Source organism: Streptomyces showdoensis (assembly GCF_039535475.1).
Classification (GTDB): domain Bacteria; phylum Actinomycetota; class Actinomycetes; order Streptomycetales; family Streptomycetaceae; genus Streptomyces; species Streptomyces showdoensis.
Map to the genome: position 1 here is coordinate 3,497,556 of NZ_BAAAXG010000026.1, position 18,886 is coordinate 3,516,441.

Annotated in this window: 17 protein-coding genes; 12 read left to right on the plus strand and 5 right to left on the minus strand. The window is 70.5% G+C overall.

Going from position 1 to position 18,886, the window contains the following annotated elements; translation table 11 throughout:
* The first annotated feature begins 165 nt into the window (after positions 1-165).
* The 5 genes from ABD981_RS29025 (at position 166) to ABD981_RS29045 (ending at position 6,648) form a co-directional block, all read left to right on the plus strand.
* A complete protein-coding gene (locus ABD981_RS29025) occupies positions 166-960 on the plus strand; it encodes a PspA/IM30 family protein (RefSeq protein WP_123954651.1) in 795 nt (264 codons plus the stop codon).
* Positions 961-1,030: 70 nt separating this feature from the next.
* On the plus strand, positions 1,031-1,309 hold the full coding sequence (pspAA, locus tag ABD981_RS29030) for a PspA-associated protein PspAA (protein WP_046908931.1): 279 nt from the start codon (positions 1,031-1,033) through the stop codon (positions 1,307-1,309).
* Between the two features lie 61 nt (positions 1,310-1,370).
* Positions 1,371-2,636, plus strand: a complete 1,266-nt coding sequence (locus ABD981_RS29035) for a sensor histidine kinase (protein WP_046908932.1) — start codon at positions 1,371-1,373, stop codon at positions 2,634-2,636.
* Positions 2,633-3,322 carry a response regulator gene (locus ABD981_RS29040; protein WP_046908933.1) on the plus strand — a complete coding sequence of 230 codons (690 nt, stop codon included), beginning with the start codon at positions 2,633-2,635 and terminating at the stop codon, positions 3,320-3,322. Before ABD981_RS29035 ends, ABD981_RS29040 begins: the two co-directional genes overlap by 4 nt.
* Before the next feature lie 179 nt (positions 3,323-3,501).
* Entirely contained in the window at positions 3,502-6,648 is a 3,147-nt protein-coding gene (locus tag ABD981_RS29045) for an efflux RND transporter permease subunit (RefSeq protein ID WP_046908934.1), read from the plus strand.
* A gap of 72 nt (positions 6,649-6,720) precedes the next feature.
* On the opposite strand, the gene nadA is transcribed toward ABD981_RS29045, so the two are convergent.
* The gene (gene nadA, locus ABD981_RS29050; protein ID WP_046908935.1) at positions 6,721-7,908 is read right to left on the minus strand and encodes a quinolinate synthase NadA; all 1,188 of its coding nucleotides are present in this window, start codon (positions 7,906-7,908) and stop codon (positions 6,721-6,723) included.
* A gap of 255 nt (positions 7,909-8,163) precedes the next feature.
* Between nadA and ABD981_RS29055 the strand changes: the two genes are divergently transcribed.
* The gene (locus ABD981_RS29055) at positions 8,164-8,520 is read left to right on the plus strand and encodes a HesB/IscA family protein (protein ID WP_018848827.1); all 357 of its coding nucleotides are present in this window, start codon (positions 8,164-8,166) and stop codon (positions 8,518-8,520) included.
* A 75-nt stretch (positions 8,521-8,595) separates the two neighbouring features.
* Here the strand turns inward: ABD981_RS29055 and ABD981_RS29060 are convergent, their stop codons facing one another.
* Both ABD981_RS29060 and ABD981_RS29065 read right to left on the minus strand, forming a co-directional pair.
* The gene (locus ABD981_RS29060; protein ID WP_046908936.1) at positions 8,596-10,053 is read right to left on the minus strand and encodes a hypothetical protein; all 1,458 of its coding nucleotides are present in this window, start codon (positions 10,051-10,053) and stop codon (positions 8,596-8,598) included.
* Between the two features lie 86 nt (positions 10,054-10,139).
* Positions 10,140-10,346, minus strand: coding sequence for a hypothetical protein (locus ABD981_RS29065; protein WP_046908937.1), 207 nt, complete (start codon positions 10,344-10,346; stop codon positions 10,140-10,142).
* A gap of 131 nt (positions 10,347-10,477) precedes the next feature.
* Here ABD981_RS29065 and ABD981_RS29070 point away from each other — a divergent pair, with 131 nt between their 5' ends.
* A complete protein-coding gene (locus tag ABD981_RS29070) occupies positions 10,478-11,452 on the plus strand; it encodes a carbohydrate kinase family protein (RefSeq protein ID WP_046908938.1) in 975 nt (324 codons plus the stop codon).
* Between the two features lie 72 nt (positions 11,453-11,524).
* Here ABD981_RS29070 and ABD981_RS29075 read toward each other — a convergent pair whose 3' ends face one another.
* The gene (locus tag ABD981_RS29075; protein ID WP_046908939.1) at positions 11,525-12,910 is read right to left on the minus strand and encodes a cysteine desulfurase/sulfurtransferase TusA family protein; all 1,386 of its coding nucleotides are present in this window, start codon (positions 12,908-12,910) and stop codon (positions 11,525-11,527) included.
* 277 nt (positions 12,911-13,187) lie between these two features.
* On the opposite strand from ABD981_RS29075, the gene ctaC reads away from it, so the two are divergent.
* The 4 genes from ctaC to ABD981_RS29095 all read left to right on the plus strand — a co-directional run bounded on the left by ctaC (position 13,188) and on the right by ABD981_RS29095 (position 17,657).
* Positions 13,188-14,153 (plus strand): aa3-type cytochrome oxidase subunit II, encoded by a 966-nt coding sequence (gene ctaC, locus ABD981_RS29080; protein WP_046908940.1) that lies wholly within the window; start codon positions 13,188-13,190, stop codon positions 14,151-14,153.
* Positions 14,150-15,886: an aa3-type cytochrome oxidase subunit I gene (gene ctaD, locus ABD981_RS29085; protein ID WP_046908941.1), complete on the plus strand. Its 1,737-nt coding sequence runs from the start codon at positions 14,150-14,152 to the stop codon at positions 15,884-15,886. The genes ctaC and ctaD overlap by 4 nt, the downstream gene beginning before the upstream one ends.
* The gene (locus tag ABD981_RS29090) at positions 15,883-16,281 is read left to right on the plus strand and encodes a cytochrome c oxidase subunit 4 (protein WP_046908942.1); all 399 of its coding nucleotides are present in this window, start codon (positions 15,883-15,885) and stop codon (positions 16,279-16,281) included. Before ctaD ends, ABD981_RS29090 begins: the two co-directional genes overlap by 4 nt.
* Before the next feature lie 119 nt (positions 16,282-16,400).
* A complete protein-coding gene (locus ABD981_RS29095; protein WP_046908943.1) occupies positions 16,401-17,657 on the plus strand; it encodes a L,D-transpeptidase in 1,257 nt (418 codons plus the stop codon).
* Positions 17,658-17,661: 4 nt separating this feature from the next.
* On the opposite strand, the gene ABD981_RS29100 is transcribed toward ABD981_RS29095, so the two are convergent.
* A complete protein-coding gene (locus ABD981_RS29100) occupies positions 17,662-18,063 on the minus strand; it encodes a DNA-binding transcriptional response regulator (RefSeq protein ID WP_046908944.1) in 402 nt (133 codons plus the stop codon).
* Between the two features lie 187 nt (positions 18,064-18,250).
* Between ABD981_RS29100 and ctaE the strand changes: the two genes are divergently transcribed.
* A complete protein-coding gene (gene ctaE / locus ABD981_RS29105; protein ID WP_046908945.1) occupies positions 18,251-18,871 on the plus strand; it encodes an aa3-type cytochrome oxidase subunit III in 621 nt (206 codons plus the stop codon).
* The last annotated feature ends 15 nt before the right edge of the window (positions 18,872-18,886 follow it).

Sequence of the window (18,886 nt, forward strand, 5' to 3'; positions counted from 1 at the left end):
GACCGGGGCTCCACTACTCCCTGGGCGGGAGACGGATGATCGTCAGTCGTCCTTGGGGAGGAGCACATCGGGTCCCGAACAGTGCGGTAATGGAGGCAGGAACCGTACTGTGGTTTCTGTTGGAGAGCTGGAGCCGAGTCCGTCAGAAGGGGGCGCGCGAAGCCCATGAGCGGTGTCATGAAGCGTATGGGGATGATCTTCCGCGCGAAGGCAAACAAGGCCCTCGACCGGGCCGAGGATCCGCGCGAGACCCTCGATTACTCGTACCAGAAGCAGCTGGAGCTGCTGCAGAAGGTGCGCCGCGGCGTCGCCGACGTGGCGACGTCCCGCAAGCGGCTCGAACTGCAGCTGAACCAGCTGCAGGGCCAGTCCGCCAAGCTGGAGGACCAGGGCCGCAAGGCGCTGGCCCTCGGCCGCGAGGACCTGGCGCGCGAGGCGCTGTCCCGCCGCGCCGCGCTGCAGCAGCAGGTGAGCGACCTGGAGGTGCAGCACCAGACGCTGCAGGGCGAGGAGGAGAAGCTCACCCTCGCGGCGCAGCGCCTCCAGGCCAAGGTCGACGCCTTCCGCACCAAGAAGGAGACCATCAAGGCGACCTACACGGCGGCCCAGGCGCAGACCCGGATCGCCGAGTCCTTCTCCGGCATCTCGGAGGAGATGAGCGACGTCGGCCTCGCGATCCAGCGGGCCGAGGACAAGACCGCCCAGCTCCAGGCGCGGGCCGGCGCGATCGACGAGCTGCTCGCCTCGGGCGCGCTCGACGACCAGTCGGGCCTGGGCAAGGACGACATCCAGGCGGAGCTCGACCGGCTGTCCGGCGGTACGGACGTCGAGCTGGAGCTCCAGCGCATGAAGGCGGAACTGGCCGGCGGCCCGTCGGCGCAGCAGCAGGCCATCGAGGGCGGCGCCGCCGCCCCGCAGGACCAGTCGCAGCAGCAGTCCCACCCGCGCTTCGAGAAGTAGCGGCCCCCGGGGGCACTCCCTCGGGGCCATTCCCTCGACTCGGGGCAATCCTTCAGGAGGACGGCACGTCATGATCGTACGGATCATGGGGGAGGGCCAGTGGAAGCTGGCCGACAGTCACTTCGCCGAGCTGAACAAGCTGGACGACGAGCTTCTGGAAGAGATGGAGTCGGGCGACGAGGAGGGTTTCCGCCGGACCCTCGGCGCCCTCCTCGACGCCGTGCGGCGGCTCGGTGAGCCGCTGCCCGACGACGCCCTGGAACCCTCGGAGCTGATCCTCCCGGACGACGGCGCGAGCCTCGAAGAGGTCCGCGCCATGCTCTCCGACGACGGCCTGATCCCGGGCTGACCGGTGTCCGTACCGGGCCGCGGCGACCGCCCCGGCCGGGGGCGCCGTACCGTTTCCTGCTGTGACGACCGACGGCACCCTCCTCGCCCGGGCCCGGGACCGGCAGCGGACCCATCCGCTCGCCTTCGACGCCGCCCTCGCCTTCCTGGTCCTCGTGGCCATGGTCATCAGCTCCTTCACCGACCCGCACGGCCCCGACGGGCCCACCTTCGGCACCCGCGCGCCCACCACCGAGGGCGTCGTGCTGATGGTGCTCGCGGCCGCCGCCCTGGTCCTCCGGCGCCGCCGGCCCATCCCGGTGCTGGTCGTCACCTCCGGCTTCGCCCTCCTGGAGCTGGTCGCCGACGAACTGCCGTCGCCGGTCGCGATGAGCGCCGTCGTCGCGCTCTACACCGTCGCCTCGCAGACCGACCGCCCCACCACCTGGCGGCTCGGCCTCGCCACCATGGGCCTGCTCACCGCCTCCGCGATGTTCTTCGGCCCCACCCCCTGGTACGCGCAGGAGAACCTGGGCGTCTTCGCCTGGACCGGGATGGCCGCGGCCGCCGGCGACGCGGTGCGCAGCCGCCGGGCCTTCGTGGACGCCATCCGGGAGCGGGCCGAGCGGGCCGAACGCACCCGCGAGGAGGAGGCCCGCCGCCGGGTCGCCGAGGAGCGGCTGCGGATCGCCCGCGACCTCCACGACGTGGTCGCCCACCACATCGCCCTGGTCAACGTGCAGGCCGGGGTCGCCGCGCACGTCATGGACAAGCGCCCCGACCAGGCCAAGGAGGCCCTCGGGCACGTCCGGGCGGCCAGCCGCTCCGCCCTCGACGAGCTGCGCGCCACGGTCGGGCTGCTGCGCCAGTCGGGCGATCCGGAGGCCCCCACCGAACCGGTGTCCGGGCTCGCCGTCCTCGACGGCCTGCTGGCCACCTTCCGCAACGCGGGGCTGCCCGTGGAGCTGGCCCGCACCGACGCGGGGACCGCCCTGCCGGCCGCCGTCGACCTCGCCGCGTACCGGATCATCCAGGAGGCGCTGACCAACGTGCGCAAGCACGCGGGCGCCGAGGCCCGGGCCGAGGTGAGCGTGGTCCGGGTCGGCCGGACCGTGGAGATCACGGTCCTGGACGACGGGCCCCCGCTGCCGCCGCCCGCCGACCCCGCCGACCCCGCCGACCCCGCCGACCCCGCCGGCCCCGCCGACCGCGGCGGGCACGGCCTGCTCGGCATGCGGGAGCGGGTGACCGCGCTCGGCGGCACGCTCACCGCCGCGCCCCGGTACGGGGGCGGCTTCCGGGTGCAGGCGATACTGCCCGTGAACGCCGACGACGGGGAGGAAGCGTGACCATCCGGGTACTGCTCGCCGACGACCAGGCGCTGCTGCGCAGCGCCTTCAAGGTCCTGGTGAACTCCGAGCCGGACATGGAGGTGGTCGCCGAGGCCGCCGACGGGGCCGAGGCGGTGGCGCTGGCCCGTTCGGAGCGGGCCGACGTGGTGCTCATGGACATCCGGATGCCGGGCACGGACGGCCTCGCCGCCACCCGCATGATCACCGCGGACCCGGAGCTGTCCGCCGTACGGATCGTCATGCTGACCACCTTCGAGGTCGACGAGTACGTGGTGCAGTCGCTGCGCGCCGGGGCCTCCGGCTTCCTCGGCAAGGGGGCCGAACCGGAGGAGCTGCTGGGCGCCATCCGGATCGCGGCGGCGGGCGAGGCCCTGCTCTCCCCGGCCGCGACCAAGGGCCTGATCGCCAAGTTCCTGGCACAGGGCGGCGGTTCGGAGCCGGAGGACGGGGCGGGTCCCGCGTACTCCGAACGGCTCGGGGCGCTGACCGCCCGCGAGCGCGAGGTCCTGGTGCTGGTCGCGGGCGGCCACTCCAACGACGAGATCGCCGAGCGGCTCGACGTCAGCCCGCTCACCGTCAAGACCCATGTGAACCGGACCATGGCCAAACTGGGCGCCCGCGACCGGGCCCAGCTGGTGGTCACCGCGTACGAGTCGGGGCTCGTACGTCCAAGGGTGGAGTGAGCCCGGGGTCCGGCGTACTCCAGACGCGGTATGCGCGGCATAAGGAATTGGGTCCGAGGGGCGAGGATCTGCCCCTTCCCATGGCTGATGGTGTATCCGGGCACCCCTGGCGGTGCCCGGACGGCGCTCCTCGGGGGGTGGCCGGCCGCCTGCCGAGTACGCCACGGAAGTGAGACCGCATGTCCTGGCTGTCCAGATTCAGCCTCAAGCAACGGGCCCTCATCGGCCTGATGTCCATCGTCGCCCTCGTCTTCGGGGCGATAGCGATCCCGCAGCTGAAGCAGCAGCTGTTCCCGTCGATCGAGTTCCCGATGGTCTCGGTCCTCGCCCCCTACCAGGGCGCCTCTCCCGACGTGGTCGAGAAGCAGGTCGTCGAGCCGATCGAGAACTCCCTGAAGGCCGTCGACGGCATCAAGGGCGTCACCTCGACCGCCTCCGAGGGCAGCGCCGTCATCATGGCCAGCTTCGACTACGGCGACGAGTCGACCAAGCAGCTGGTCGCCGACGTCCAGCAGGCCGTGAACCGGGCCCGCGCCCAGCTCCCCGACTCGGTCGACCCGCAGGTCATCGCCGGTTCCACGGACGACATGCCGACCGTCGTCCTCGCGGTCTCCTCCGACAAGGACCCGCAGGCGCTGGCCGACCAGCTGGAGCGGACCGTGGTCCCCGTCCTGGAGGGCATCGACGGCGTCGGCCAGGTCTCCGTCTCGGGCGTCCAGGACCTCCAGGTCTCCATCACCCCCGACCCGCGCAAGCTGGCCGCGGCCGGCCTGAACACCATGAAGCTGGCCGAGGCCGTCCGCAACGGCGGGGCCACCCTCCCGGCCGGCGCCTTCTCCGAGGACGGCAAGAGCCGCACCGTCCAGGTCGGTGGCGGCTTCACCTCGCTGCGGCAGATCCAGGACCTGCGGATCAAGCCCGAGCAGGGCAGGGCGGTCCGCCTCGGCGACGTGGCCACCGTCGAGCAGGAGGAGTCCGCGCCGGTCTCCCTCACCCGCACCAACGGCAAGCCCAGCCTCGCCGTCTTCGCCACCATGGACCAGGACGGCAGCGCCGTCGGCATCTCCGACGCGGTGAAGGACAAGCTGCCGAAGCTGCGTCAGGACCTCGGCTCCGGCGCCGAGCTGACCGTCGTCTCCGACCAGGGCCCGGCCGTCGCCAAGTCCATCTCCGGCCTCACCACCGAGGGCATGCTCGGTCTGGTCATGGCCGTCCTGGTGATCCTGGTCTTCCTCGCCTCGATCCGCTCCACCCTGGTCACCGCGGTCTCCATCCCGCTCTCGGTGGTCCTCGCTCTCATCGTGCTGTGGACCCGTGACCTCTCCCTGAACATGCTCACCCTCGGCGCGCTCACCATCGCCATCGGCCGGGTCGTCGACGACTCGATCGTGGTCCTGGAGAACATCAAGCGTCACCTCGCGTACGGCGAGGAGCGCGAGACCGCGATCCTCACCGCGGTCCGCGAGGTGGCCGGCGCGGTCACCTCCTCCACGCTCACCACGGTCGCCGTCTTCCTGCCGATCGGCCTGGTCGGCGGCATGATCGGGCAGCTGTTCGGCTCGTTCTCGCTGACCGTCACGGCGGCCCTGCTCGCCTCGCTGCTGGTCTCCCTGACCGTCGTCCCGGTCCTGTCGTACTGGTTCCTGCGCGCCCCCAAGGGCACCCCGGAGGACCAGGAGGAGGCGCGGCGCCGGGCCGAGGAGAAGGAGAACCGGAGCCGGCTGCAGCGCCTGTACGTGCCGGTGCTGCGGTTCGCCACCCGGCGCCGTCTCACCAGCGTGGCCATCGCCCTCGTGGTCCTCGTGGTCACCTTCGGCATGACCCCGCTCCTGAAGACCAACTTCTTCGACCAGGGCGAGCAGGAGGTCCTGACCGTCCGCCAGGAGCTGGCGCCCGGCACCAGCCTGACCGCCGCCGACGAGGCCGCGAAGAAGGTCGAGAAGGTCCTGGCGGGCACGGACGGCGTCAAGGACTACCAGGTCACCGTCGGCTCCTCCGGCTTCATGGCGGCCTTCGGCGGCGGCACCGGCGCCAACCAGGCCACCTACCAGGTGGCCCTGGAGGACTCCGCCTCGTACGCGAAGATCCACGACAGCATCGAGGGCGAGCTCGCGAAGCTGGACGGCATCGGCGACACGACCATCTCGGCCGGCGCCGCCTTCGGCAGCCAGGACCTGAGCGTCGTGGTCAAGGCCGCCGACCCGCAGGTCCTCAAGGCCGCCGCCGACCAGGTGAAGACCGCGGTCGGGCAGCTGAAGGACGTCAGCGACGTCCAGAGCGACCTGTCCCAGTCGGTCCCGCGGATCTCGGTCCGGCCGAACGCGAAGGCGGCCGACGCCGGCTTCGACGCCACCACCCTCGGCATGATCGTCGGCCAGGCCGTGCACGGCACCCCGTCCGGCAAGGCGATCCTCGACGACACCGAGCGGGACGTCCTCATCACCTCGGCCAAGCCGGCGACCACGCTCGCCGAGCTGAAGGCCCTGCCGCTCGGCCCGGTGAAGCTGGGTGACATCGCCACCGTCGAGCTGGTGGCGGGCCCGGTCTCCAAGACCCGGATCGACGGCGCCCGGGCGGCGACGATCACCGCCACCCCGGTCGGCGACAACACCGGGGCGGTCAGCACCGCGCTGCAGTCCAAGCTCAAGGAGCTGAAGCTGCCGGCCGGCGCGACGGCGACCATCGGCGGTGTCTCCGAGGACCAGTCCGACGCCTTCGTCAACCTGTTCCTGGCGATGCTCGCGGCCATCGCGATCGTCTTCATGCTGCTGGTCGCGACCTTCCGCTCGCTGATCCAGCCGCTGATCCTGCTGGTCTCCATCCCGTTCGCGGCGACCGGCGCGCTCGGCCTGCTGGTGCTCACCGGCACCGCGATGGGCGTGCCCGCGCTCATCGGCATGCTGATGCTGATCGGCATCGTGGTCACCAACGCGATCGTCCTGATCGACCTGATCAACCAGTACCGGGCGCAGGGCCTGGGCGTCGTCGAAGCGGTGGTCGAGGGCGGCCGGCACCGGCTCCGCCCGATCCTGATGACCGCCCTGGCGACGATCTTCGCCCTGCTCCCGATGGCGCTCGGCATCACCGGCCAGGGCGGCTTCATCGCCCAGCCGCTGGCCGTGGTCGTCATCGGCGGTCTGATCAGCTCGACCCTGCTCACCCTGCTGCTCGTCCCGACGCTCTACGCGATGGTGGAGCTCCGCAAGGAGCGCCGCGCGAAGAAGAAGGCGGCGAAGAAGAAGGCCAAGGGCGACCCGACGATCAACGCGGAGCAGCCGGAGCTCAGCCCGGCGGACGCGACGCTGCTGGACGCCCTGGACCTCTGACCCGGGCCCGGAACGCACGAGAGGGGCGCCCCGCGATCGCGGGGCGCCCCTCGGCGTGGCCGGGGTGAATCGTTACGGCAGCGCCAGCATCCGCTCCAGCGCCAGCTTGGCGAAGGACTCGGTCTCCTCGTCGACCCGGATCTGGTTGACCAGCTTGCCCTCGGCCAGCGACTCCAGGGTCCACACCAGGTGCGGCAGGTCGATCCGGTTCATGGTCGAGCAGAAGCAGACCGTCTTGTCGAGGAAGACGATCTCCTTGTCCTCGGCGGCGAACCGGTTCGCCAGCCGGCGGACCAGGTTCAGCTCGGTGCCGATCGCCCACTTGGAACCGGCCGGGGCCGCCTCCAGGGCCTTGATGATGTACTCCGTCGAGCCCACGTAGTCCGCGGCGGCCACGACCTCGTGCTTGCACTCGGGGTGGACCAGCACGTTGACGCCGGGGATCCGCGCGCGGACGTCCTCGACCGACTCCAGCGAGAAGCGCCCGTGCACGGAGCAGTGGCCGCGCCACAGGATCATCTTCGCGTCGCGCAGCTGCTCGGCGGTCAGTCCGCCGTTGGGCTTGTGCGGGTTGTAGACCACGCAGTCGTCCAGGGACATGCCCATGTCGCGGACGGCGGTGTTGCGGCCCAGGTGCTGGTCCGGCAGGAACAGCACCTTCTCGCCCTGCTCGAAGGCCCAGTCCAGGGCCTTCTTCGCGTTGGAGGAGGTGCAGATGGTGCCGCCGTGCTTGCCGGTGAAGGCCTTGATGTCGGCGGAGGAGTTCATGTACGAGACGGGCACGACCTGCTCGGCGATGCCGGCCTCGGTCAGCACGTCCCAGCACTCCGCGACCTGCTCGGCGGTGGCCATGTCGGCCATCGAGCAGCCGGCGGCCAGGTCGGGCAGCACGACCTTCTGGTCGTCCGAGGTCAGGATGTCGGCCGACTCGGCCATGAAGTGCACACCGCAGAAGACGATGTACTCGGCCTCCGGCTTGGCGGCCGCGTCGCGGGCCAGCTTGAAGGAGTCACCGGTGACGTCGGCGAACTGGATGACCTCGTCCCGCTGGTAGTGGTGCCCGAGGACGAAGACCTTGTCCCCGAGCTTCTCCTTGGCGGCGCGGGCACGCTCCACCAGGTCCGGGTCGGAGGGCGACGGCAGGTCGCCGGGGCACTCGACGCCGCGCTCGCTCTTGGGGTCGGCCTCGCGGCCGAGGAGCAGCAGGGCGAGCGGCGTCGGCTGGACGTCCAGGGGCTGGGCGGTGGTCACGTCACGCACCCTTTCTACTTCTGCGGTGAGCCTCGAAAAGCCTTTTCGTCGAAATGACGCTATCTATCATAACCGGTTCACGTCACTTTGACGATGTCCATAGTGTCGATGTGACGAATTCGCCTCGCCCTCGCCGCTCCCGGCTCCGCGCCGAGGTGTGCGAGCATGAAAGGGAAAGACACGCCTCGGCCCGGAATGAATCCGCGGCCCCGCCGGTTGCAACCGTCGGCAAGCAGTCTCCGTACCAACCCGGGAGAGAAGCAGATGTCCGTATCGGACGAGAAGACCACTGTCAGCGACGGCATCCTCCTGTCCGACGCCGCCGCGGCGAAGGTCAAGGCCCTCCTCGACCAGGAAGGCCGTGACGACCTCGCGCTGCGCGTCGCCGTTCAGCCCGGTGGCTGCTCCGGCCTGCGCTACCAGCTCTTCTTCGACGAGCGCTCGCTCGACGGCGACGTCGTCAAGGACTTCGACGGCGTCAAGGTCGTCACCGACCGCATGAGCGCCCCGTACCTCGGCGGCGCCTCCATCGACTTCGTCGACACCATCGAGAAGCAGGGCTTCACGATCGACAACCCCAACGCCACGGGCTCCTGCGCCTGCGGCGACAGCTTCAGCTAAGCCGCAGCACCCGAGAGGGCGGCACCCGCGACGCCGGGTGCCGCCCTCTCGCGCGTCCGACGCGGACGCCTCGGCTCACTTCCGGGGCACGGCCTGCCCGCTCGCCCCGTCCACCACCGGGCGGTCGCCCAGCGGCTGCTCCAGCGTCACCGTCTTCGTGACCTCCACGGCCATCGCGACGCACACCTTGTCCGGGTCGGTCGGCCGCTCCGCGATCCGCACGACGACCTTCCGCGGGGTCTCCACGGCCGTCACGGTGTAGGTGCTGCACACCCCGCCCCAGAAGCTCACCGAGAGCTTCCGGGCCGTCGGGTCCGCCGTGAACGAGGAGATCTGCCGCTCCGGCGCCGTCCCCGTCCGCTCGTCCGGGGTGGGCGAGGGCGTGGCCGGCGGCGCCAGGTACCGGGCGTCCACCGCCGTCCGCACCACCGTGTACGGCGCGGTGCCCGCCTTCCCCCGCGCCTCGAACAGCCACGCCGGCACCAGCACCGGCTCGCCGTCCGCGTACTGCGCGGCGAGCCCGAACACCGCTCCGGTCACCGTCACGACCTCCGGGGGCGCCATGTCGACCGCGCTCCGGCACGGCACGTCCGGCCGCTCGCCGCCGGCCGCGTCCGTACCCGCCGGCGGGTCGGTCGCGCAGCCGCCGATCCCGATCGGGCCGGTCCCCTTCGAGGCCTCGTTCAGCTCGTCCAGCGCCTTCCGCGCGCCGACCACCGGGTACGTGTCGCCCGCGGCCGGCTCCTTGAGCTTCCCGCTCCCGGCGACCAGCGAACCGTCCGGACCCACGTGGATGCCGGTCGACCAGCCGTACGTCGGCAGCCCGCCCACCACCGGGTCCGCGTTGACCACCCGCACCGAGCCGTTCATCAGCTGGCGGGCGTCCAGCTTGGCGTCGTCCTGGCCGGTCGCCTTGAGCACGGGCGCCACCGCCGCCTTGGCCGCGGCCTCGCTCACCGGGCCGCCGCCGCTCGGGGGCACGGCCTCCCCGGGCGGCGGGCAGGCCTTGCCCTTCAGGCAGGTGTCGCCCACCGGGCCGCCCTGGTACTGGCTGTACGTCCAGCTCCCGGGCGCCTTCGCCGAGACGTCCAGGCGCGGTCCGGACTCGTCCCGGTCCGGGGCCAGCCGCCACACCTCGCCGACCAGCCGCGGGGTGCCCGACATGCCCAGGGCCTCGGCCAGCCGGGTCACCTCGGCCGCCGTCACCCGGCCCTCGGGCCGGTGCACCGCGGCCTCCGACGGCCCCTGGGGGAGCGGACCCCCGGCCTTGTAGACCGTCCCGCTCGGACCGCCGCCCGGGTCGGGCTCGCCGGGCGCGATCCCGGGGCCGCGGTCGCCCTTCTCGTCCAGGTTCAGCGGCGGGGGAGCGGCGGGCGCCGCCGGGGCCGCCTTCGCGCCGTCACCCCCGCCCGCGGCCGTGGCCGCGTAGTAGACGCCCCCGCCGCCGACCAGCAGCACCCCCGCCGCCACCGAGGCGACGAGGAGCGGGCCGTGCTTCCCGGGCTTCCCGGACCGGTTCTCCGTACTGCTCACCGCACGCTCCTCCTGACCATGGCATCCCCGCGGATGACACCCATGGGACGGGAGCGGCGCGCGGTCGGTTCCGCCGGGCGCTCGGGTCAGGCTCCGTACTCGGACGTGGCGGCGATCAGCCGGGCCGAGGAGGCGGGCACCTCGACGCCGTGGATGAGCGAGGGGGAGACCGGCGCGGCCGCGGGGACCGCCGGGGTCACCCAGTGCGGAGCCATCCGTGCACCGTCACCGCACAGCTGCGCAAGACTGAACTCGGACTCCTGGGGCTCACGGGGAGCGGGGTACTGGGTCATGGCCGCACCGTACGCACGCCACCGGTTCGGGGAAAAGCCCTACTCTGGGGTAGTTTCCACTGTTCGGCATGCGGGGTCGCACCCGGTAGCGTGAACTGTCATCACCGTCCTTACCGCAGGAGCGTCCAGCCGTGCGTATCGCAGTCACCGGCTCCATCGCCACCGACCACCTCATGACCTTCCCGGGCCGGTTCGCCGACCAGCTCGTGGCGGACCAGCTCCACACGGTCTCGTTGTCCTTCCTGGTCGACAACCTCGACATCCGGCGCGGCGGCGTCGGCCCCAACATCTGCTTCGGCATGGGCCAGCTCGGCGGCAACCCGGTCCTCGTCGGCGCCGCCGGGTACGACTTCGACGAGTACCGCGCCTGGCTCGACCGGCACGGCGTCGACACCGGCTCGGTGCGCATCTCCGAGGTCCTGCACACGGCCCGCTTCGTGTGCACCACGGACAAGGACCACAACCAGATCGGCTCCTTCTACACCGGCGCCATGAGCGAGGCCCGGCTGATCGAGCTGAAGGCCGTCGCCGACCGCGTGGGCGGCCTCGACCTGGTCCTGATCGGTGCCGACGACCCCGAGGCGATGCTGCGCCACACGGAGGAGTGCCGGACTCGCGAGATCCCCTTCGCGGCCGACTTCTCGCAGCAGATCGCGCGCATGGACGGCGAGGAGATCCGCACCCTCCTCGACGGGGCCACCTACCTGTTCTCCAACGAGTACGAGAAGGGCCTCATCGAGAACAAGACCGGCTGGACCGAGCAGGAGATCCTGGAGCGCGTCGGCCACCGGGTCACCACCCTCGGCTCCCGCGGCGTGCGCATCGAGCGCGTCGGCGAGCCGGCCATCGAGGTCGGCTGCCCGGAGGAGGACGCCAAGGTCGACCCGACCGGTGTCGGCGACGCCTTCCGCGCCGGCTTCCTCACCGGCCTGGCCTGGGGCGTCGGCCTGGAGCGCGCCGCCCAGGTCGGGTGCATGCTCGCCACCCTGGTGATCGAGACCCTGGGCACCCAGGAGTACACCCTGCGCCGCACCAACTTCATGGACCGCTTCGCCAAGGCCTACGGCGACGAGGCCGCGGCGGAGGTCAAGGCGCACCTCGCCTGAAGGTTGTCCTGAAAAAGCCCCCCGGAGCCCCGGCCCGCCCCTCGCACGGCGCGGACCGGGGCTCCGGCGTCCTCAGGACACCCGCCGCACCACGTACGCCGTGCCGCCCTTCGGCGAGGGCTCCTCGCCCACGTACTCCTGCCCGCGCATCTCGCACCAGGCCGGGATGTCCAGCCGGGCCGCCTCGTCGTCCGACAGGACGGTCACCGTGCCGCCCACCGGGACCGAGCCGAAGACCTTCGCCAGCTCGATCACCGGGATCGGGCAGCGCTTGCCGAGGGCGTCGACCACCAGCGTGCCGGCCGCGCCGGGGGCCGCAGCCGGGGACTCCGGGGCCCCGAGCCGGTCCCGCACGGAGGCGACCACGCCCGGCAGCACCGCCAGGAACCGGTCCACGTCCTCCTCCGAGGTGCCCGAGGGGAGCGAGATCCGGACGTTGCCCTCGCTCAGCACCCCCATCGCCCGCAGCACATGGCTGGGCGTCAGCGTGGAACTCGTACACGAGGAACCGGACGAAACGGAGAAACCCTCGCGGTCCAGCTCGTGCAGCAGCGTCTCCCCGTCGACATAGAGACAGGAGAAGGTGACCAGATGCGGCAGCCGCCGCACCGGATCGCCCACCACCTCCACGTCCGGCACCAGCTCCGGCACCCGGGCCCGGATCCGGTCCACCAGGGCCCGCAGCCGCGCCGCCTCGGCCGCCGCCTCCGCCCGCACCGCCCGCAGCGAGGCCGCCGCGGCCACGATCGCCGGCAGGTTCTCGAAGCCGGGCGCCCGTCCCGACTCCCGCTCGTCGGCCGGACCCTGCGGGGCGAACCTGACCCCCTTGCGCACGGCGAGCAGCCCGACCCCCGCCGGGCCGCCCCACTTGTGCGCGCTCGCCGCCAGCAGCGACCAGCCCTGCGGGACCGGCCCCCAGCCCAGCGACTGGGCCGCGTCCACGAGCAGCGGGACCCCGGCCGCCCGGCAGGCCTCCGCGACCTCGGCCACCGGCTGCTCGGTGCCCACCTCGTGGTTGGCGGACTGCAGACAGGCCAGCGCCGTACCCGGGGCGAGCGCCGCCGCGAAGACCTCCGGGTCCACCGCGCCCGAGCGGCCCACCGGCACCTCGGCCATCGAGCCGCCGGCCGCCGCGTGGGCCTCTCCCGCGTGCAGCACGCAGGAGTGCTCGACCGCCGAGACCACCAGGCGGTCCCCGACACGCCGACGCCCGGCGAGCGCCCCGGAGATTCCCGCGTGAACCGCGCGCGTCCCCGAAGGAGTGAAGACCAGCTCGTCCGGACGGCACCCCACCGCCTCCGCCGCGGCCTCCCGCGCCGCGTCCAGCAGCATCCGGGCCCGCCGCCCCTCCCGGTGCAGCCGGGCCGGATCGGCCCACCCCTCGTCCAGGGAGGCAAGCAGCGCCTGGCGTGCGACGGGGTGCAGCGGGGCGGCGGAAGCGGTGTCGAAGTACGGCATCCGCCCACGCTAACCCCGCCGCCCGAGTCCCCGTCAGATGCCCCGCCCGCACCGCCGATCGGCCCTGCGGAACCCGCCTCCGGAACGAAGGAGTCCACCCCTTCGGGGACTCGGACGGCGCGTTGGGCACCCTCCCCGCGCGACCCCAAATAGCGTCCAGTAGGGTTTGGTCCGCATAAACATCCAAACCCCTGCCCGCGGCCGGGGCGGCGACCGACCAGCGAGACGGACGGCCGTGGCCGACCAACGCGGGCCGAGACTCTCGGGAAGGCGCTACGTGAGTCCCAACGGCTCCGACCGCTCGTCGCGGCGCCCGATGCGGCGGAAGCTGCCGCAGGTGCTGACTGCGGGCCTGATCCTGGCGACAGCCACCGGCTGCTCGTACAACTGGGAAGACTTCCCCCGCCTTGGCATGCCCACCCCGGTGACGGAAGAGGCGCCTCGGATCCTCTCCCTCTGGCAGGGCTCGTGGGCGGCAGCGCTCATCACGGGCGTGCTGGTGTGGGGCCTGATCCTGTGGGCGACCATCTTCCACCGGCGCAGCCGCACCAAGGTGGAGGTACCTCCGCAGACCCGGTACAACATGCCCATCGAGGCGCTGTACACGGTCACCCCGCTCATCATCGTCTCGGTGCTCTTCTACTTCACCGCACGCGACGAGTCGAAGCTCCTCGAGCTCTCCCCGAAGCCGGCCCACACCGTGAACGTGGTCGGCTACCAGTGGAGCTGGGGCTTCAACTACGTCGAGGACGTGCCCGGTGTGAAGGGCGACGCCAAGACGGACAAGAACCTCGCGGCCATTCCGGACAAGTACAAGGACGCGTTCCCCGCGAACGCGGGCGGCGTCTACGACGCCGGCATCCCCGGTACCCGGAACCCGCAGACCGGTAACCCGGGCCCGACCCTGTGGCTGCCCAAGGGCGAGAAGGTCCGGTTCGTCCTGACCTCCCGCGACGTCATCCACTCCTTCTGGGTCGTCCCCTTCCTCATGAAGCAGGACGTCATCCCCGGTCACACCAACGCCTTCGAGGTCACCCCGACCCAGGAGGGCACGTTCCTCGGCAAGTGCGCCGAGCTGTGCGGTGTCGACCACTCCCGGATGCTCTTCAACGTCAAGGTGGTCTCCCCGGAGCGCTACCAGCAGCACCTGAAGGAGCTGGCGGAGAAGGGGCAGACCGGCTACATCCCGTCGGGCATTGAGCAGACGGACCCGGCCAGGAATGCGGAGACGAACAAGCTGTGAGCATCCTCAACGAACCCCACGGGGCAGCCGCGGCTGAGGACTCGTACGAGAACGAGCTCCCGGTCCGCCGCAAGCAGCCCGGCAACATCGTGGTGAAGTGGCTTACCACCACCGACCACAAGACGATCGGCACCATGTACCTGGTGACGTCGTTCGTGTTCTTCATCATCGGCGGTCTGATGGCGCTCTTCATGCGCGCCGAGCTTGCCCGTCCGGGCACGCAGATCATGTCGAACGAGCAGTTCAACCAGGCGTTCACCATGCATGGCACGATCATGCTGCTGATGTTCGCCACCCCGCTCTTCGCGGGCTTCGCGAACTGGATCATGCCGCTGCAGATCGGCGCGCCCGACGTGGCGTTCCCGCGGCTGAACATGTTCGCGTACTGGCTGTACCTCTTCGGCTCGATCATCGCCGTCGCCGGCTTCCTCACCCCGCAGGGTGCGGCGGACTTCGGCTGGTTCGCCTACTCCCCGCTGTCGGACGCGGTCCGCTCGCCGGGCGTCGGCGCCGACATGTGGATCATGGGTCTGGCCTTCTCCGGCTTCGGCACCATCCTCGGCTCGGTCAACTTCATCACCACGATCATCTGCATGCGCGCTCCGGGCATGACGATGTTCCGCATGCCGATCTTCACCTGGAACGTGCTGCTGACCGGTGTCCTGGTCCTGCTCGCCTTCCCGGTCCTGGCGGCCGCGCTGTTCGCCCTGGAGGCGGACCGCAAGTTCGGTGCCCACGTCTTCGACGCGGCCAACGGCGGCGCACTGCTCTGGCAGCACCTCTTCTGGTTCTTCGGACACCCAGAGGTGTACATCATCGCCTTGCCCTTCTTCGGCATCATCTCCGAGGTCATCCCGGTCTTCAGCCGCAAGCCGATGTTCGGCTACATCGGTCTGGTCGCCGCGACCATCGCGATCGCCGGTCTCTCCGTGACCGTGTGGGCCCACCACATGTACGTCACCGGTGGCGTGCTCCTCCCGTTCTTCTCCTTCATGACGTTCCTCATCGCCGTTCCGACCGGCGTGAAGTTCTTCAACTGGATCGGAACGATGTGGAAGGGCTCGCTGTCCTTCGAGACCCCGATGCTCTGGGCCGTCGGCTTCCTGATCACCTTCACCTTCGGTGGTCTGACCGGCGTCATCCTGGCCTCGCCGCCGATGGACTTCCACGTCTCCGACTCGTACTTCGTCGTCGCGCACTTCCACTACGTCATCTTCGGCACCGTGGTCTTCGCGATGTTCTCCGGCTTCCACTTCTGGTGGCCGAAGTTCACCGGCAAGATGCTGGACGAGCGGCTCGGCAAGATGACCTTCTGGACGCTGTTCGTGGGCTTCCACGGCACCTTCCTGGTCCAGCACTGGCTGGGCGCCGAGGGCATGCCGCGTCGTTACGCGGACTACCTCGACGCCGACGGCTTCACCGCGCTGAACACGATCTCCACGATCTCGTCCTTCCTCCTCGGCCTGTCGATGCTGCCGTTCTTCTACAACGTGTGGAAGACCGCCAAGTACGGCAAGAAGATCGAGGTCGACGACCCGTGGGGCTACGGCCGTTCGCTCGAGTGGGCGACCTCCTGCCCGCCGCCGCGGCACAACTTCCTCACCCTGCCGCGGATCCGTTCCGAATCCCCGGCGTTCGACCTGCACCACCCTGAGATCGCTGCTCTCGACCAGCTCGAGAACAAGGGTCACGAGGTGGCGGCGCTCACCGGCGGCAAGGAGACCGGCAAGTGAAGATCCAGGGCAAGATGTTCATCTGGCTGAGCGTCTTCGTCCTCGCCATGGCGATCCTCTATGGCGTGTGGTCGAAGGAGCCGGTCGGCACGACGGCGCTGTTCCTGGCCTTCGGTCTCTGCATCATGATCGGCTACTACCTGGCCTTCACGGCCCGGCGGGTCGACGCCATGGCGCAGGACGAGAAGGAGGCCGACGTCTCGGACGAGGCCGGCGAGGTGGGCTTCTTCGCCCCCCACAGCTGGCAGCCGCTCTCGCTGGCCATCGGCGGTGCGCTCGCCTTCCTCGCCATCGCGATGGGCTGGTGGCTGCTGTACTTCTCCGCTCCGCTGATCCTGGTCGGCATCTTCGGCTGGGTCTTCGAGTTCTACCGCGGTGAGAACCAGAACCAGTAGCACCCGCAGTACCCCGTAACACCCCGAGGGGCCCGGTCACTTCGTCCGACGAAGCGGCCGGGCCCCTCGTTTGCCATGCTCGGCGCGCCGGGGCGGAGGATCGTTCTTAACGTGAAGTCATGAACGACACGCCGCGCATTCGGACTGTTCTGAGCTGCACTCTTCTGGCCCTCACCGTCACCGCGGGCGCCACCGCGTGCGCGGGCTCCGGAAACCATCCGCTGTCGGCGAAGCCCTACGACGCGGCGGACGAGATCGCCTTCAACCCGCCGGCCGAGGGGAAGAAGGCCGACCCCGAGAAGCCGCTGGAGATCACGGTCAAGGGCGACGACGGCCGGATCAACGACGTCACCGCCCTGGACGAGTCGGGCCACCACCTGGCCGGCGAGCTCACGGCGGACGGGCGCAGATGGCGCTCCACGGCCGCTCTGGCGGCCGGCGCCCGCTACACCGTCCAGGTGGCCACGGAGGACGAGGACGGCGCTCCTGGAGCCCGTACGTTCACTTTCGAGACGGCTCCGGCCAAACGGGCCCTCACCGCCGCCTTCGGCCCGGAGGCGGGCACGTACGGCGTCGGCCAGCCGATCACCGCCGAGCTCAGTCTCCCGGTCAAGGACAAGGCGGCCCGCGCGATCGTGGAACGCGCCCTCAAGGTCCGCTCCACGCCCTCCGTGGAGGGCTCCTGGTACTGGGTGGACGACAAGAAGCTGCACTTCCGTCCGAAGGAGTACTGGCCCACGGGTGCCGTCGTCACCGTCACGGGCAACCTGGCGGGCCTCAAGGTCGGCGACAAGCTCTACGGCGGCGACTCCAAGCCGCTGAAGCTCACCATCGGCGACCGGATCGAGGCCGTCGCGGACGCCGACTCGCACTACATGACGGTGCGGCGCAACGGAGAAGTGATCAACACCATTCCGGTGACCACCGGGAAACCGGGCTTCTCCACCCGTAACGGGATCAAAGTGGTGCTCGGCAAGGAGTACTACGTCCGGATGCGGGGCACCAGCATCGGCATCTCGGAGGGCAGCTCCGACTCGTACGACCTGCCCGTCTACTACGCCACCCGGGTCACCTGGAGCGGCGAGTACGTGCACGCCGCCCCGTGGTCGGTCGGCTCCCAGGGCGTCGAGAACGTCAGCCACGGCTGCGTCGGCATGTCGACCGGGAACGCCGCATGGTTCTACGAGAACGTCCGTCCGGGTGACATCGTCCGTGTCGTCAACAGCGAGGGCGAGATGATGGACACCTTCGGCAACGGCTTCGGCGACTGGAACCTGGACTGGGACAAGTGGCGCAAGGGCAGCGCCCTGGTGGCGGACTCCTCGAACCCGACCGCCACCGAGGACGCCAAGGCCCGGCTCAGGCCCTCGCTGTAGGCCCTCAGGCGTCGAGGGAGAGCCGCGAACGCAGCAGGGACGCCAGGGACGCCGCGAACTCGACCGGTTCCACCGGAAGGGTGACCGCGGCGTCCGCACGGCTCCAGGTGGCCAGCCAGGCGTCCTGCGGCCGGCCGATCAGCAGCAGGACCGGAGGGCACCGGAAGACCTCGTCCTTGATCTGCCGGCATACGCCCATGCCGCCCGCCGGCACCGCCTCGCCGTCCAGCACGCACACGTCGATGCCGCCCTGGTCCAGGGCCGTCAACACGGCGGGCAGCGTCGCGCACTCGACGAACTCGACCGGGGGAACATCGGCCGCGGGCCTGCGCCCCGCCGCCAGGCGGACCTGCGCGCGGGTGTTCGCGTCGTCGCTGTAGACCAGGACCGTGGCGCTCGACTGCATCGTTCCTCCGTGAAGGTGGTCGGTCGTTGCGCGGATGCTACTCCGGTCCACACCCCGTCAACACCCGTTCAACACCTGTTCGAAGGGTGCCGGAACCCGCTTCCGATGGGCCGTTCGGGCAGGACACGCCCCCCGGACACTCCGAACGGCACCCCCCGGAGTGAGGGCGGGATAAGCGACCGACATAATGTCGGTCGTGGCGACAGTAACGACAGTAGAAACCGGGCACGCGCACCCGTCGGTCAATCGACCGAACCTCACCAGCGTCGGAACCATCATCTGGTTGAGCTCCGAGCTGATGTTCTTCGCGGCCCTCTTCGCGATGTACTTCACCCTGCGATCCGTGATGGGCGCCGAGTTCTGGACGGAAAAGGCCTCGGCCTTGAACCTCCCGTTCTCCGCGACGAACACCACGATCCTGGTGCTCTCCTCACTCACCTGTCAGCTCGGCGTCTTCGCCGCCGAGCGGGGCGACGTGAAGAAGCTCCGGTCGTGGTTCATCATCACGTTCGTGATGGGCGCGATCTTCATCGGCGGCCAGGTCTTCGAGTACACCGAGCTGGTCAAGGAGGACGGCCTCTCGCTGTCCTCGGACCCGTACGGCACGGTGTTCTACCTGACCACCGGCTTCCACGGCCTGCACGTGACGGGCGGTCTCATCGCCTTCCTGCTGGTCCTCGGCCGGACGTACGCCGCCAAGAGGTTCACCCACGAGCAGGCAACCGCCGCCATCGTCGTGTCCTACTACTGGCACTTCGTCGATGTCGTCTGGATCGGCCTCTTCGCCACGATCTACTTGATCAAGTAATCGGGCTCCGCCGCT